Below are 15,309 nucleotides of genomic sequence, written 5' to 3'. Positions count from 1 at the left end.
GAGCCTCTCTGGCCTGCAGCTTTGATTCAAAAAAGGTGCCTGGTATAGCGCGCATTAGGAGGAAAAAATCCCGCGCGGTTCAGCATATGATAGGCCATGCCTAGGTTTTCAGTATCCTGTGATATCACCTTATGCCCGTGCAGGCATCGCCGCCGCCCGGATTCCGTTTCAGGAAAATTAGCTATCTACTGGAGATTCAGTGCACCGAATTCACACGCTCTGCGCTATTTTTGGGCACCTTGCTGTTGTTTTTTCGATCCTGTGCAGCAACTATCCTCTCCATGCTTTTTGTGAAAATGCATGATAAATCATGGATTGACTAGGTGCCCTTCCGGGGAGAAAAGTAACGGCTAATAAGAACGCGCTTGACAGGGTGAACCTGAGAGGAAGCACGATGGCCGAAAGATCGTTTGTCGAAGAAGTGAAAACGCTGAGGATGGGTGCTGGTGAGGTGTTCAGTGGCGAAGGCATCCTTGCAGTTACCAAGGCTCTATTAGAGTCGGGAGTCGCTTACGTTGGTGGCTACCAAGGTTCTCCAATTTCTCATCTGATGGACGTACTCTCAGATGCCCAGGATATCCTGGCAGAGTATGGTATCCGCTTCGAAAACAGTGCCAGTGAGGCTACCGCTGCAGCATCCCTCGCTGCATCGGTCAACTACCCGCTACGTGGTGCCATTACGTTCAAAGCTACAGTCGGTACCAACGTTGCTTCGGACGCGTTAGCGAACCTCGCCTCAGGTGGGGTAACGGGCGGTGCGTTAATTATTGTTGGGGAAGATTACGGCGAAGGCTCTTCGATCATGCAGGAGCGTAGCCATGCATTTGCGATGAAGTCACAGATGTGGCTATTAGATCCCCGCCCAAATCTCCCTAGCATCGTTCAGTCTGTCAAGGATGGTTTTGAACTCTCAGAGGCGAGCAATACTCCTGTAATGCTGCAAATGCGCATTCGGTCATGCCACTTGCATGGTCAGTTTGTTACCTCTGACAATCGTCCACCGGCCTTTACTGTAAAGGATGCACTTGAAAATCCCACTCGCGACTTGAGTCGTATCGTCCTACCTCCGGCGAGCTTTCTGCATGAGCGGGAGAAGATCGAAAAGCGTTGGCCTGCGGCTATTGAATTCATCAAACAAAGGCAATTGAACGAGTTCTTCTCGGATGGCGCGGCAGATATTGGTATCGCTTTGCAGGGCGGACTCTATAACACCGTTATACGGAGCCTCCAGAAGTTAGGGCTGGCGAATGCCTATGGCGACTCCAAGATTCCTTTGTACGTAATGAACGTTGCGTACCCTTTGGTAGACGATGAACTGCAGCGATTCGCGCAGCATAAGCGGGCCGTGTTAGTAGTAGAGGAAGGGCAACCCAATTTCGTTGAACAGAACATCGCAGCGATCTTCCATCAGCGTGGCCTTCATACCGAGATCCATGGCAAAAACGTCTTGCCATTGGCTGGGGACTACAACACTGCGACGGTGCTCAAAGGGCTGCGTAGCTTTCTGACAAGCGTTGGTTTCCTTAAAGACCCTGCTCAGATCGTAAAGAAGCAGCCTGCGCCAATCCGCTTCGATCCTTTGACTGGAGCGGAGGAGAAAGGGCAAAGCGTTGCCAATGACGAGTGGAAAGGCGAGCGGATACCTTTGGCGGAGTTGGCTATCACTGATATGACTGGTTCCTTCGTCCCGGCAAAGGCAGATTTGCTTACCCTGGAAGAGACCGTGCATGCCCGACCCCCAGGGCTGTGCACAGGATGTCCAGAACGTCCGATCTTCACAGCAGTCAAGCTGATCGAGCGCGAGCTTGGCCCTCACCACTATAGCGCTGACATTGGCTGCCACCTGTTCTCAATTCTCCCCCCGTTCAACCTGGGCAATACCACCATGGGTTACGGTTTGGGCGGCGCCGCTGCGGCTGCATTCACGGTAGCGCCTGGCAGTGCTGTTGCGAAGAAGCGCGCCATTGCGGTGATGGGCGATGGCGGTTTCTGGCACAACGGTCTTACTAGCGGAATCGCCAACTCGGTATTCAATAAGAGTGACAACCTCACCATTATCGTCGACAACAACTACAGCTCGGCTACCGGAGGTCAGGATGTGCTTTCCTCGCGTGCGGATAATCCGACCCGTAGCACGGGTCATGAGATCGAGCAGGCGGTTAGAGGGGTCGGGGTGAAGTGGGTGCGCACTATCAAGCGTACCTATGACCTTAAAGCGATGACCGCAACGCTTCGTGAGGCGCTGACGACTACTGAACCTGGGCCAAAAGTCCTCATTGCCCAAAGCGAGTGCATGCTTAACCTCCAGCGCCGCGAGAAAAAAATCACTCGTAAGGCGTTGAGTGAAGGTAAGCGTGTAGTCAGGGAACGCTTCGGTATCGATCCAGATACTTGTACCGGCGACCATTCCTGCATTCGTTTGTCTGGTTGTCCTTCACTTTCTATCCGGGATAACCCGGATCCGCTCCGTCAAGATCCAGTGGCAATGGTCATGGACAGCTGTGTGGGTTGTGGCACCTGCGGGGAGGTAGCTCATGCGGCTGTGCTGTGCCCATCGTTCTATCGGGCTCAGATCGTCAGCAACCCTACCTTGATGGATCGTTTAGGTCAGAAAATCACTAGCGGTATCATCGGTTGGTTTCAGCGCGGGGAAGCCAAACGTCGAGCGAGGTATGCGCTATGAATACCGCAGCCGCGAAAGGCGGTGAAGTCGTCGCGACGACTGCAGATCCGCCAGCCAAGGTAACCGCAAGGGTACTATTCGTGTGCTGGCTCGCCATCCTTTTTGAAGGCTACGACGTAGGCGTCATGGGGGCCATTCTTCCGTCTATGGCTGAAGAAAAGGCCTGGAACCTGACTCCGCTAGAGTTGGGGGCTTTAAGTAGCTACGCGCTACTTGGAATGTTCTTTGGTGCCTTCTTGATTGGTACGCTTAGCGAGCTGGTCGGACGTAAACGCATGCTGCTGATGTGCGTGACGCTCTTCTCGCTCACGATGGGCGGAGCGGCTTGGGCGCCGACTCCAGAGTGGTTCGGCGCTTTCCGGTTCATTGGTGGGTTGGGCTTAGGTGGCGTCATTCCTGTAGCTGCAGCGTTGACTATCGAGTACTCGGCCCAGCACCGACGCAGCCTAAACTACGGAATCATGTACTCGGGATACTCGATCGGCATACTTACAGCGGCATCTGTGGCGATGTGGCTGATACAGGATCACGGTTGGAGAACTGTTGTTGGGCTCGGTCTCATTCCATTGATTGCGATCTTGCCAATGGCCCGTGCGCTTCCAGAGTCCCTTGAAAACCTGGTTAGTCGCGGGCGTCAGGAACAAGCTGAGCAACTGGCAAAAAAGCTTGGCGTTTCGATGCCTCAGCGACAGGAGCGAAGCTCAAACCTCGGTGCTGGATGGCGACAGGTACTTGCTGAGGTTTTCTCTGCGCGTCATCTCAGAGCGACCGTTTGTTTCTGGTTGGCGTTGTTCTGCGGGCTTCTTTTGATCTATGCACTCAACACTTGGCTGCCATCGATCATGCGTCGCAACGGTTATGACCTTGGCTCAAGTCTAAGTCTGCTAATTGTTTTCAGTCTCGCTTCTGCAATTGGTGGAATGTTCTTGGGTAAAGCAGCGGATCGTTTTGGTGTGCGAATCATGGTGACGGTTTTTTATCTGCTGGGTGCTTTAGCGATCTTCGCGCTTATGTGGCAGCACTCGATGTTTATCAACTATGCGTTGGTTGCTGTAGCAGGAGTTGGAACCATCTCAGCCTCTTTGATCCTAACTGGCCATCTTGCCAGTTACTATCCATCTAATGTCCGTGCAGCTGCAACCGGTTGGGGGCTGAGTTTTTCCCGATTGGGCGCCATGTCCGGCCCGATATTGGGTGGTTATGTGGCTGGAAGTGGACTGGATGTTCAGTGGAACTTCATCACTTTCGCTGTGATTGCGGCGTTAGCAGCCGTTGCTGTGGCTTTTCTTCCCCAACGGTCGGGTAATCACAAGTGACAATTCAATCTTGTTTGATAAAAGAAAATAAACACTGCTGGGATAATCGCGATGACTGATGAGCCAATCAAAATTGCCATTCTTGCCATGGGTGGTGAGGGGGGCGGTGTATTAGCCGACTGGATCGTTAATTTGGGCGAGCATAATGGCTACTTCGCTCAAACCACTTCAGTGCCTGGCGTTGCTCAACGGACGGGGGCGACTATCTACTATGTAGAGCTTTTTCCAGGTGCGAACGTGGAAAGTCGCCGTGTACCTGTACTGGCGCAAGCTCCGCTCCCTGGTGACGTCGATATCGTTCTAGCGTCAGAGCTGATGGAGGCAGGTCGCGCTGTACAAAGGGGGTTTGTGACTACCGACCGTACAACCTTGATCACATCCACTCACCGGGTTTACTCCATCGCTGAAAAATCTGCCATGGGGGATGGTCGTGTTTCAAGTCCTGCTCTTCTGGATCAGGCCCGGAGTGCCGCTCGAGAGTTCATTTGCTTCGACATGGAAAAGGCGGCAGAGAAAACGGGCAGCGTTATCTCTGCGGTTTTGTTCGGAGCATTGAGCGGTGCAGGTGTACTGCCATTCAACCGTAAGCAATTTGAGGAAACTATCGAACTAGGTGGGGTAGGTGTCAAACCAAGCCTCAAAGCTTTTGATCTCGGCTTTACTTTGGTACGAGAGGGTGCGAGTGACCAAGCCGCAACTGCGACCAAAGTCGCTCCTAATTGGCAGCAGGCTAGGCCGGACAGTCTCCATCGGGATGTGGTCACGATCATTGATCGTGTGTGCCTTATGCCCGAAGACGTGTCAGAGGTCGCCTATGAAGGCGTGAAGCGCCTAATCGACTACCAAGATCCAGCCTATGCCGCGCTCTACATGGATCGCCTCGAACGAATCGCTCAGGCACCAGGCGGTACCGATCGCGGGATGCTTCGCGAACTGGCTCGCCATCTAGCTCTTTGGATGTCATTTGAAGACACGATCCGTGTTGCGGATTTGAAAAGCCGTGGCACCCGTTTCGACCGAGTGCGTGGAGAGGTTCGCAGCAAGGCCGACCAGGTTCTGCACATTCAGGAGTACATGCACCCTAGGCTGGATGAGATCTGCGAAACGCTACCTGCAGGTTTTGGACGCTGGCTGGCGAAGCCGCACATAGTGAACCGTCTGGTTGGACGGATGACTCAAAGTGGCCGCACTGTGAAGACGAGTGCCTTGAGCGGATTCTTGCTGCTGCATGGACTGGCCAAATGGCGTCGCTGGCGACGATCGACTCTTCGCTACGAGTTGGAAGATGCCCGCATCGAAGCGTGGCTAGAGCGTGTCAGAAACCTCGCCGCGATTGATCCAGTAGTGGCGTTGGAAGTCGTCCAATGCCAACGCCTGGTAAAGGGATACAGCGATACACACAGTCGTGGACTCAAAAATTTCGAAGTGTTAATGGCAGTTGTAGATCGCCACAAAAATGTCCTTAGCGCACCAACGCTGCGTGAGCTTAGAAACGCAGCGCTCGCTGATGAACACGGATTGAAATTAAAAGAATCTCTCATGCAGCATGCGCTTACTGTTGAAGGATAAATTATATGGCTTCGAATAAGTTTGAAAAGTCGCACAAGATTCGTTTTGCTGAATGTGATCCGGCTGGTATCGTTTTCTATCCCCAGTACTTCGTCATGTTCAATAACCTCTTAGAAGCATGGGTTGATGACTTGCTTCCTGGAGTCGGGTTCGCTGGTTATATTGGTAAACTAAAATTCGGAATGCCCTCGGTTCGAATTGAAGCAGACTTCAAATCCGTTAGTAAAATGGGTGATCAAGTCGTCCTGACTCTGGAGGTTTTGCGTCTGGGTTCTAAGTCCATCACGTTGCTACTTCAATGCGTTTCTCCTGATGGTGAGGTTCGCGTCAGTGTCACTCAGGTTCTGGTTACTACCTCGCTGGTAACCCACAAAGCCATTGAAGTTCCTGACGTGATACGCCAGGCGTTGGTTTCATCACCTATTCAAGAATAAAAGAGGATCGCATCGTGAAAATCGTATGTATTGGCGGTGGGCCAGCTGGCCTGTATTTCGGTCTGCTAATGAAGCTGCATGATCCTAACAATCATGTCGTCATTATTGAGCGCAATCGCCCCTATGACACTTTTGGTTGGGGGGTAGTTTTCTCTGACGCTACTTTGGAAAATCTTCGGGAAGCAGATCCTGTCTCGGCCAAGACCATTTCTAGCGCGTTTAACCGTTGGGACGACATCGATATACATTTCAAAAATGAAATGGTGCGTAGCGGAGGTCACGGGTTCATCGGGATCGGTCGTAAAAAACTCCTGAATATCCTCCAAGCGCGTTGCGAGGAGGTAGGTGTCGAATTGGTGTTCGAGACGTTCGTAGAGGACGACCAAGAAATCGCCCGCAAATATGGGGCAGATCTGGTGATCGCATCGGACGGCCTTAATAGCCCAACCCGTACCCGTTACAAGGATACGTTCAAGCCTGATATTGATCAACGGAACTGCCGTTTTGTATGGTTAGGTACACGCAAAGTTTTTGATGCCTTTACATTCATCTTCGTTGAGACTCAGTACGGATGGTTCCAAGCCCATGCTTACCAGTTCGAAGATGGCCTCAGCACATTCATTGTCGAGACAACCGACGAGGCTTGGCAGGCGGCTGGCATTGACCAGATGTCACAGGAAGAAGGTATCGCATACTGTGAGAAGATTTTCGCACCGTGGCTGCAGGGTGAGCCGCTGATCTCTAACGCAGCTCATCTGCGTGGTTCCGCGATTTGGATTCGTTTCCCGCGTGTGATGTGCAGCCGCTGGGTTCAGTGGACTCAGCCATATGGTCAGGACGGCCAAGACGTTCCGGTTGTCCTTATGGGGGATGCAGCCCATACCGCTCACTTTTCCATTGGCTCCGGCACTAAGCTTGCTCTTGAAGATGCGATTGAGCTTTGTAACACCCTCAAGGAGCCCGGTGAGTTGTGTGAACGCCTTGCCCACTACGAAGAGGTGCGTGGCATTGAAGTTCTGAAGATCCAGAACGCGGCTCGCAATTCCACTGAGTGGTTCGAGAACGTGGCGCGCTATGAAGGGTTGCAACCTCAGCAGTTCGCCTATTCCTTACTGACGCGTTCACAACGTATTTCGCATGAAAACCTGCGATTGCGAGATTCGAAATGGCTAGGAGGTTATGAAGCCTGGCTGGCAGAACGCGTCGGTATCGACGTGGGGCAGGGTGTTAAGCCATGTCCTCCTATTTTGACGCCTTTCACCATCCGCGATTTGACGTTGGTAAATCGCGTCGTAGTTTCGCCTACCATGCTGTATAGCGCTACCGAAGGCGTTGCCGGTGATTTCCATCTGGTGCACCTTGGCAGTCGGGCCCTTGGCGGCGCTGGCTTAGTTATGGCCGAGTCGACCGCTATAAGCCCCAATGGTCGGGTGAGCACGGGCGACACCGGGTTGTGGAATGAAGACCAAGTTGCCGCGTGGAAACGGATCACAGCTTTCGTGCATGATAGCAGTCAGTCCAAAGTAGGCATTCAACTCAGCCACAGCGGGCGCCGAGGGTCGACCCAAAAAGGATGGGAAAAGCCTGATCAGCCTCTCAAAGACGGTAACTGGCCTCTCATTGCTCCTAGCGCGATACCTTATATCGAAAGCGTCACTCAGACACCCAAGGCTGCTACTCAGGCTGATCTTGCCGAGATTCGAGTGGCCTTTGCTCAGGCAGCGGAACGCGCTACGCGCGCCGGTTTTGATTGGTTAGAGATTCAGGCCGGGCATGGCTTCCTTCTTTCCAATTTCATTTCGCCTCTTACCAACCTACGTACCGACGAATACGGAGGCTCGCTTGAGAATCGCATGCGCTTTCCGCTCGAGGTTGTCGCAGCTGTTCGCAACACCTGGCCTGCGCATCTTCCGCTTTCAGTTCGCATTTCTGCAACCGACTGGGCAGAAGGTGGTACCACGGTTGATGAAGCCGTCGATATCGCACGCGCTTTAAAGGCAGTAGGTGTGGACGTCATTGATGTATCAAGCGGTGAAGTTGTTGCTAATCAACGTCCAGTCTACGGGCGCATGTTCCAGACACCATTCGCAGATAGGGTGCGGAATGAGGCGGGTATCCCGACCATCGCCGTAGGTGCCATCAGCGATGCAGACCAGGTGAATGGGATCATCGCTTCCGGTCGTGCTGATTTGTGCGCTATTTCCAGGCCGTACCTTGCGGAGCCGACCTGGCTCCTTCGTGAAGTAGCTAGATTGGGATGGAATTCAGACCAGTGGCCCCCAGCCTATCTTTGGGGAAAGGATGCCCTCGAGCGCAGCTTCAATACCCGTAAGTAGACCTGAAAGACATTGATGTCCTGAGGAGTAGACGATGACTAAGTCCTATGATCAATACCGCGAGAGCAAGCTTGGGCGCGCCGACGTTGAAGATACGCCGGAGCTACTTGCCTACTACCGCCAACTTAATGACCTGCAAGTGGGCGCGCTCTGGACTGTCGCCAACAAGATCGAGCCGTGGCAGCCCAAATCCGATTCGGTACCGGTTGTATGGCGATACAAGGATTTGCGGGAGGTTGTTCTACGTTCCGTGGATCTGGTCACGCCAGAAAAAGCTGGCCGACGCGTTATTTACTTGAATAATCCGGGGCGCACGGAAGTTTCAGCAGCGGTAGGCTGGTTGTACTCGGGTCTGCAAGTGATGCACCCCGGCGAGCTGGCCTCTGCCCACGCACACTCATCTTCTGCGCTGCGCTTCATCATGGAAGGTCGTGGTGCATACACCATTGTTGATGGACACAAAATGACGCTCGGGGCGAACGACTTCGTTCTGACGCCAAATGGTACCTGGCATGAGCACGGCGTAGAGTCTGATGGCCTGCCGTGCATTTGGCAGGATGGCTTGGATATCCCGCTGGTCAATGCCCTCGAAGCGGGCTTTTACGCTGTGCATCCTGATCTGCAGCAAGCGGTGGGTTTTCCTGTCGATGACTCTGTGAGTTTGTGGGGCGCCGCTGGCCTTCGCCCCCAAGACATTGGCTGGAACAAGCCTTATTCCCCGCTGTTTAAGTACCAGTGGGAGCCTACCTACGAAGCGCTTCGCCGCTATGCGGCCGCCAAAGAAGACAACCCTTTTGACGGTGCGCTTATGCACTACACCAACCCCGTTAGTGGCGGGCATGTTTTGTCCACCATCGGCGCGAGCATGCAGCTTCTTCGCCCAGGCTTTGTTGGTAAGGCACACCGGCATACCGGCAGCTTTTTGTATCAGGTAGCCAAAGGTAAGGGCTACTCCATCATCAACGGTAAACGCCTCGACTGGCAAGAACGAGACATCTTCTGTGTTCCTTCCTGGGCATGGCATGAGCACGTCAACGAAAGCACCGATGACACCTGCCTGTTCTGCTTCAGCGACCTGCCCGTAATGGAAAAACTTGGGCTCTATCGCGAAGAGGCCCTTGCGGATAACGATGGTCATCAGCCCATCGCTGCCCAATAAACCCCTGCAAACAATAAACAAGAATTTGGAGTTCTTATGCGCTTGGTAACTTTCCGTAGCAATGTCAACGCTGCTGCCCGCCTTGGGGCCATGGTTGACGGCCTTGTCGTCGATCTCAATGCTCTGGGTAAACACTCGGGCAACGTCATTCCTGACAACATGCTTGACTTCATCGACCTGGGCCCGCAGGCAGTCACAGCTACCACCGCTTTACTGAAGAGCTTTGAAGGCAAATGGCCTTTAGGCGTCGCTGTTCCAGCGAGCAATGTGAAGATGTTGGCGCCGATCCCGCGCCCTCGCAAAAACATTTTTGGTATCGGACTGAACTATGTTGAGCATGTAGAAGAGTCAAGCCGCACTTTGGACACATCCAAAGATCTTCCGAAGCAGCCAGTTATTTTCTCAAAACCACCAACCACTGTGATCGGCCCTGGCGATGCCATTGAGCACAATGAAACAATTACTCGCCAGATGGACTGGGAAGTTGAGCTGGCGGTGATCATTGGGCAGCGCGCTAAAGGTGTGAGTGGATCCGAAGCGTTGAGTTACGTGTTCGGCTATAGCGTCATCAACGACATCAGTGCACGCGATAACCGTCGTGCTGGGCAGTGGATTTACTCCAAAGGCCAAGATACCTATGCTCCCTTCGGGCCAATCATCGTCACTGCTGACGAGCTCCCAGATCCACATAATCTGAATCTCAGCCTTAAGGTCAATGGCGTCATCAAACAGGAGTCCAATACCCGTCATTTGCTGTTCAACATCCCCACCCTCATTGCTGACATCAGCGCCGGCATCACGCTGGAGCCAGGCGACATCATCGCCAGCGGCACCCCAGCAGGCGTTGGGGCTGGCCGTACGCCTCAAGAGTGGTTGTGGCCTGGTGACGTTGTTGAAGCCTACGTCGAGAAGATCGGTGAGCTCAGGAACCCAATAGTAGCAGTGGGTGACGAGCCTCGTTTGGGTAAGCAGCAGGCATAAGACTCTCTAAAAGGAACTATTTCATGCTCGAATTACCTCGCTTTAAAGCGGCGGCTGTTCAGACTTCCCCCGTCTTCTTGAATACCGATGCGACGGTGGAGAAAACCATTTCGCTGATCCAAGAAGCAGCAGGAAACGGCGCTAAGCTTGTTGCTTTTCCTGAGGTGTTCATCTCCGGATATCCCTACTGGAGCTGGATCGGTAACCCAATCGAAGGTAGCTCTTGGTTTGAGCGACTTGTACGTTCGGCCATCGAAATTCCTGGCCCGGAAATCAACAAGATTGCTCAAGCTGCGGCGCGCCACAAGATTAACGTGGTCATTGGCGTGAACGAGCGCAACCGTAATGGCATAGGCACGCTGTACAACACCCTGGTGACCATCAGTGAGGATGGTAAGATTTTGGGTCGTCATCGCAAACTGGTGCCGACTTGGGCGGAGAAGCTGACCTGGGCTCCGGGTGATGCTTCCGCCTTACGAGTTCACGAAACAAGTGTCGGCCCGCTGGGATCTCTCGCTTGTGGTGAAAACACCAACACCTTGGCGCGCTTTTCATTGATCGCCCAGGGAGAATTAATCCATGTCGCAAGCTACATTTCTCTACCGGTAGCTCCATCAGACTACGATATGGCCGACGCTATCAAGGTTCGCGCTGCAGCCCATTGCTTCGAGGGCAAGTTGTTCACGGCGGTATCATGTTCGACCGTCTCTGAAGAGATCATCGAAGCCCTAGAGAAAGACTTTCCTCGGGCTAGAGAGCTACTAACGCGCAAGAACAGCGCGTTCTCTGGTTTTCTTGGCCCTGATGGGCGTGTTATCGGCGAACCATTAATCGACGAAGAGGGCATCGTCTATGCCGATATTGATTTGTCTCGTTGTATTCAACCCCGACAGATGCACGACATCGCAGGGCATTACAACCGCTTCGATATCTTCGATCTGAAAGTGAATCGCAGTCCTCAGCAGGCTGTGCGCTTTGATGATGAACCCGCCGAAGTCTTCAGTACGTCTAATGGTGCATCCGAACAAATCCAGGAGAATGCCTCATGAGTGATAGCCGGATTTATCGCATTGGCCAGATCGTCCCATCCTCGAATACAACCATGGAGACGGAAATCCCGGCCATTCTCAGAGTACGTGAGACTCTGGCTTCTGAGCGGTTTACGTTCCACTCCAGTCGAATGCGAATGAAGAATGTAACCAAAGAGGAGTTGGCAGCGATGGATGGTGACAGCGACCGTTGCGCGCTAGAGCTTTCCGACGCCCGCGTAGATGTTCTCGGGTATGCATGCTTGGTGGCCATCATGAGCATGGGCAACGGTTACCATCGTGTTTCCGAAAGTCGGCTCCATCAGCGAACGGTCGAAAACGGTGGGCCCGCGCCTGTCGTGACAAGTGCGGGGGCTTTGGTGGATGGGTTGCATGCTATCGGTGCCAAGAAGATCTCGTTGCTGGCTCCATACATGAAGCCTCTGACACGTCTTGTGATTGAATACATCGAAAGCGAGGGTATCGAGGTCGTCGATAGCATCTCGCTGGAAATCCCAGACAATCTGGAGGTGGGTCGTCAGGACTCGCGAGCGCCAATCGAGATCACCAAGAAGCTTAAAACTACGGGTGTGGACGCTATCGTGGCGTCGGCCTGCGTGCAAATGCCGTCGCTTCAATCGATCCAGGCGATCGAGGATCGGGTGGGCTTGCCAGTGCTGTCGTCATCTGTGGCTACCACCTACATGATGCTCAAGCAATTGAGCCTTGATACGACGGTGCCTGGTTTCGGTTCGCTGTTGTCAGGGCGGTACTGATGTCGCGAACAGGGTTTTCCTCGCTCATTCGTAAACGCTAGAATCAACGGAATCACTTTGTGCTACAGGCCATCTTTTGCATGACCAAAACCAAGGATTTCGTCGATAACTACCTTCCCGCGCTCCTCGGTCAGGCATGGCATCTGGTTTCTACGCAATTTCATGCCGTCGTGGAGGAGCACGGGCTCTCTGTACTCGAATGGCGTGTGCTATCTACCTTAGCCAGCCATGGGGCTATGTCCATTTCCGCTCTGGCGCAGGTGACGGTGAGCAAACAGCCCACCGTAACTCGACTGCTGCTGCGTCTTGAGGCGCAAGGCTATGTCGATCGGTCAACCAGCCTCGATGATCGCCGTTTTACCCTGGTACGAGTAACACGCGCGGGGCGGCGCCTTGTGGCCGGATTGATTGAGCTGGCTGAAAAGCACGAGGTTGAAATCTTAGCTTCTTTCGAGGATGAGAAAATTTCCGCGCTGAAAGAAGTTCTGCATGAGCTGATTGCGCGTCATCAGCCGAAGATGTAAAACGCCCTTTTGCAAGGGCGTTTCACTTAGGCCTGGTCATATGAAAGAGGCCAGACTTTAAAATCTCAAAGTAGTCTGTAGGCCCCCCACCTCGCAGGATAGGGCGAGCAGACGCAGTATCGTAAACCCCATCCTTCAGAAATGCCGAATTGATGTGAACCCCCACGACCTCTCCCATTACCATCCAAGTGTCCAGTAACCTACCGTTCAGACCGCTAAGCTGCTGAACAGAGGTAACCTCACATTCCAGCGAAACGGGACTTTCAGCCACACGGGGCGATGCCACATGGATCGAAGGCACTGGGGTCAAGCCGGTCGCTTCGAACTCATCAATACCTGGGATTTCAGTGCTACTGTCGTTTACCAACTCGGCCAGCGGGCGGGTGGCCAGGTTGTAAACGAAATGGCCTGTATCCTGCGCATTGCGTACGCTATCTTTTTTTCCGACGCTGGAGAATATCAGGATCGGTGGGCGGTAATTGATGATATTAAAAAAGCTATAAGGCGCGAGGTTTGCGCGGCCATGCTGATTGACTGTCGAGATCCAACCAATCGGCCGAGGGCCGAGGATAGCCGGTAGCGGATCATGAGGAAGGCCATGTCCATCGGCGACTGAATAGCTATAGGTAGAGGAGGCCATGTTTTTCTCTCACTGGAGTGAAGCGTAAACTTAGCGCAGGCAGAGAGGCCGCGCACGAGTGGAGAGGAAATTCATGCAGAAAGTGGATGGTGAAAGCACGATACCACGTGCTTATCAACTTACAGGGCATGTCTTGATGCTCACGGTGACTGGAGACATAGAAGAGCTTTTCTGCAGCGAGAAAATGTTACTGAACCATTAGCAGTCGAGGAGATGGCTCGCGCCCCCTCCCTGATTTCAAATAGGAGGTATTCAGCGACGTGAAAGCTTGTCAGCCACAAGAATGCCTGAGCCTGCTCCTAATCCAGGCCCAGGATGCGTAGTAGCTCCGATGTGATAGACATTTTTGATCGTAGTTCTGTTGCTCCTTGCGCCATGGGTTGCAGCAAACGGACGCAGCCAGAAGAACTGATCGGGCGAACAGATGCCTGAGTAAGGGTCACCACCAACAAGGTTGCAGTTAAGTCTTTCAAGGTCAGCAGGGGAGTAGGTCTTCCTGCCTACGATGATTGAAGAGAGCCCGGGCATTACTTGCTCAAGACGCTTCTGCGCGCGGTCGGCGAAGGCCTCTCTCACTTGTTCGTTCCACTTGCCATCTTTGGGTGTAGCAATTTCGCCAGCAGCATCACCTTTAAGAGTAGTGGGCAGCTCTTGCATTTGAATCCATAGAATCCACGAACCATCTGGTGCACGCGATTTATCAACCACTACAGGCTGCCCAATACCCAACGTGGGTTTCGATGGAAGCATTCCATTGTTTGCCTCAGTAACGGACAGGCAGGTCTGTTCCATGCTTTCCGTCAAGTGTACTAGAGGTACTTCGCCCAGCTCCTCGGTAAGCCAACCAGGCTTTGCGCTCAGCGCGAAATGGATCTGCATGCAACCACGCCCATAGCGGTACCCATTGGCATGATCGCGTACAGCTTTAGGACTGTATTGGATGAGCTTGCCATACAGCATTTCGGGGGTCACATTGCAAACTACAGCCTCTGAGGCTAGGAACCTCGATCCGTCGGAAAGCATGACGCCGGTTGCGCGTTCTTTTGCACCTTGACCTTCGGTGTTCACCTGTACCACATCGCTATCGGTTCGTACGGCACCACCCTTGTCTTCGATGATACTTGCCAAGGCGTCAACCAAACGGCTGCCACCACCTTTGATCACAGGCATTCCTGCAGTAACCACCGAAGCGAACGTCAGCTTACCGATGAGAGCGGAACAAGCATCGTCAGGGCCTAACCCGGAGTGCAGCGTCCAAGGTGCGATTAGGGTACGTACTTCATTGGAGGTGAACGTGCGTTCAGACCAACGACGAAAATTTTCTAAAGACTCGGTAGCAAAGGTCAACAATCCATCCACGCCACGTTTACGCCACGCTTGGAAGAGAGGGCGGAGCATGCTTAATCCATACGGATCTTTACCAAGTAGTGTAAAGATAAGGCCGGCATCATCCCCCATGACTTGAGATACGGTTTTTTTGAACGCCATTCCATCACCCGGAGCGACCTTTTCCAAACGCGCACATGCGTCGTCCAAGTCTCGCGTCAGCGCGATCCCTTCGCCATTTGGATGAACCCATCCAGTTGAGTATTTGCTGGACAGTAGCTCGACCCCGCGCTTACGGAGCTCGGGCTCTAACTCTGCGTAGGCTGGGCTGCCGGCGAGCAGAGAGTGCCACGAGGAGAGGACTTCGTGAGTGAAGCCAGGGAACAGTTCTTCAGTCCGTATGCAACCACCTAAACGGTCATTGCGCTCCAGCACCGTCACTTGCTTTCCACGGACGGCAAGCAGAGCAGCTCCTATCATGGAGTTGATTCCGCTTCCCACAAAGAGGATCTGGGAGCTGTTTGGAACGGTCATCTC

General features: G+C 53.2%; 12 protein-coding genes. 10 read left to right on the top strand and 2 right to left on the bottom strand.

The annotated features are described in order from the left end of the window. The first annotated feature begins 394 nt into the window (after window positions 1–394). The 10 genes from IFT75_RS21150 (at window position 395) to IFT75_RS21105 (ending at window position 12,806) form a co-directional block, all read left to right on the top strand. Window positions 395–2,683 (top strand): thiamine pyrophosphate-dependent enzyme, encoded by a 2,289-nt coding sequence (locus tag IFT75_RS21150; protein WP_192047594.1) that lies wholly within the window; start codon window positions 395–397, stop codon window positions 2,681–2,683. Then, window positions 2,680–3,999 carry an MFS transporter gene (locus IFT75_RS21145; protein ID WP_192047595.1) on the top strand — a complete coding sequence of 440 codons (1,320 nt, stop codon included), beginning with the start codon at window positions 2,680–2,682 and terminating at the stop codon, window positions 3,997–3,999. Before IFT75_RS21150 ends, IFT75_RS21145 begins: the two co-directional genes overlap by 4 nt. A gap of 51 nt (window positions 4,000–4,050) precedes the next feature. Further along, on the top strand, window positions 4,051–5,568 hold the full coding sequence (locus IFT75_RS21140; RefSeq protein WP_192047596.1) for an indolepyruvate oxidoreductase subunit beta family protein: 1,518 nt from the start codon (window positions 4,051–4,053) through the stop codon (window positions 5,566–5,568). 5 nt (window positions 5,569–5,573) lie between these two features. Continuing rightward, complete coding sequence (locus IFT75_RS21135) at window positions 5,574–6,002, top strand: acyl-CoA thioesterase (protein WP_192047597.1); 429 nt, start codon at window positions 5,574–5,576, stop codon at window positions 6,000–6,002. Window positions 6,003–6,016: 14 nt separating this feature from the next. Continuing rightward, on the top strand, window positions 6,017–8,338 hold the full coding sequence (locus tag IFT75_RS21130) for a bifunctional salicylyl-CoA 5-hydroxylase/oxidoreductase (RefSeq protein ID WP_192056634.1): 2,322 nt from the start codon (window positions 6,017–6,019) through the stop codon (window positions 8,336–8,338). Between the two features lie 34 nt (window positions 8,339–8,372). Next, window positions 8,373–9,497, top strand: a complete 1,125-nt coding sequence (locus IFT75_RS21125) for a cupin domain-containing protein (protein ID WP_192047599.1) — start codon at window positions 8,373–8,375, stop codon at window positions 9,495–9,497. A 36-nt stretch (window positions 9,498–9,533) separates the two neighbouring features. After that, window positions 9,534–10,478 carry a fumarylacetoacetate hydrolase family protein gene (locus IFT75_RS21120; RefSeq protein ID WP_192047600.1) on the top strand — a complete coding sequence of 315 codons (945 nt, stop codon included), beginning with the start codon at window positions 9,534–9,536 and terminating at the stop codon, window positions 10,476–10,478. A gap of 23 nt (window positions 10,479–10,501) precedes the next feature. Then, window positions 10,502–11,527: a carbon-nitrogen hydrolase family protein gene (locus IFT75_RS21115; RefSeq protein ID WP_192047601.1), complete on the top strand. Its 1,026-nt coding sequence runs from the start codon at window positions 10,502–10,504 to the stop codon at window positions 11,525–11,527. Further along, window positions 11,524–12,282 (top strand): maleate cis-trans isomerase family protein, encoded by a 759-nt coding sequence (locus IFT75_RS21110; protein WP_274603751.1) that lies wholly within the window; start codon window positions 11,524–11,526, stop codon window positions 12,280–12,282. The genes IFT75_RS21115 and IFT75_RS21110 overlap by 4 nt, the downstream gene beginning before the upstream one ends. Window positions 12,283–12,362: 80 nt before the next feature. After that, complete coding sequence (locus IFT75_RS21105; protein ID WP_192047602.1) at window positions 12,363–12,806, top strand: MarR family winged helix-turn-helix transcriptional regulator; 444 nt, start codon at window positions 12,363–12,365, stop codon at window positions 12,804–12,806. 22 nt (window positions 12,807–12,828) lie between these two features. On the opposite strand, the gene IFT75_RS21100 is transcribed toward IFT75_RS21105, so the two are convergent. Next, window positions 12,829–13,446 (bottom strand): flavin reductase family protein, encoded by a 618-nt coding sequence (locus IFT75_RS21100; RefSeq protein ID WP_192056632.1) that lies wholly within the window; start codon window positions 13,444–13,446, stop codon window positions 12,829–12,831. A 252-nt stretch (window positions 13,447–13,698) separates the two neighbouring features. Further along, window positions 13,699–15,306, bottom strand: a complete 1,608-nt coding sequence (locus IFT75_RS21095; protein ID WP_192047604.1) for a phytoene desaturase family protein — start codon at window positions 15,304–15,306, stop codon at window positions 13,699–13,701. Window positions 15,307–15,309 lie beyond the last annotated feature (3 nt).

This window comes from Pseudomonas sp. CFBP 8758, assembly GCF_014841725.1.
In the GTDB taxonomy this organism is placed as follows: Bacteria; Pseudomonadota; Gammaproteobacteria; order Pseudomonadales; family Pseudomonadaceae; genus Aquipseudomonas; species Aquipseudomonas baltica.
This window is presented reverse-complemented; position numbering and strand designations above follow the sequence as displayed.

Bases quoted from the DNA above. Each gene is read 5' to 3' on its own strand.
- IFT75_RS21145 (WP_192047595.1), top strand. From the start codon at position 2,680: ATGAATACCGCAGCCGCGAAAGGCGGTGAAGTCGTCGCGACGACTGCA.
- IFT75_RS21120 (WP_192047600.1), top strand. From the start codon at position 9,534: ATGCGCTTGGTAACTTTCCGTAGCAATGTCAACGCTGCTGCCCGCCTT.
- IFT75_RS21105 (WP_192047602.1), top strand. From the start codon at position 12,363: ATGACCAAAACCAAGGATTTCGTCGATAACTACCTTCCCGCGCTCCTC.
- IFT75_RS21140 (WP_192047596.1), top strand. From the start codon at position 4,051: ATGACTGATGAGCCAATCAAAATTGCCATTCTTGCCATGGGTGGTGAG.
- IFT75_RS21095 (WP_192047604.1), bottom strand. From the start codon at position 15,306: ATGACCGTTCCAAACAGCTCCCAGATCCTCTTTGTGGGAAGCGGAATC.
- IFT75_RS21150 (WP_192047594.1), top strand. From the start codon at position 395: ATGGCCGAAAGATCGTTTGTCGAAGAAGTGAAAACGCTGAGGATGGGT.
- IFT75_RS21115 (WP_192047601.1), top strand. From the start codon at position 10,502: ATGCTCGAATTACCTCGCTTTAAAGCGGCGGCTGTTCAGACTTCCCCC.
- IFT75_RS21125 (WP_192047599.1), top strand. From the start codon at position 8,373: ATGACTAAGTCCTATGATCAATACCGCGAGAGCAAGCTTGGGCGCGCC.
- IFT75_RS21110 (WP_274603751.1), top strand. From the start codon at position 11,524: ATGAGTGATAGCCGGATTTATCGCATTGGCCAGATCGTCCCATCCTCG.
- IFT75_RS21135 (WP_192047597.1), top strand. From the start codon at position 5,574: ATGGCTTCGAATAAGTTTGAAAAGTCGCACAAGATTCGTTTTGCTGAA.
- IFT75_RS21100 (WP_192056632.1), bottom strand. From the start codon at position 13,446: ATGGCCTCCTCTACCTATAGCTATTCAGTCGCCGATGGACATGGCCTT.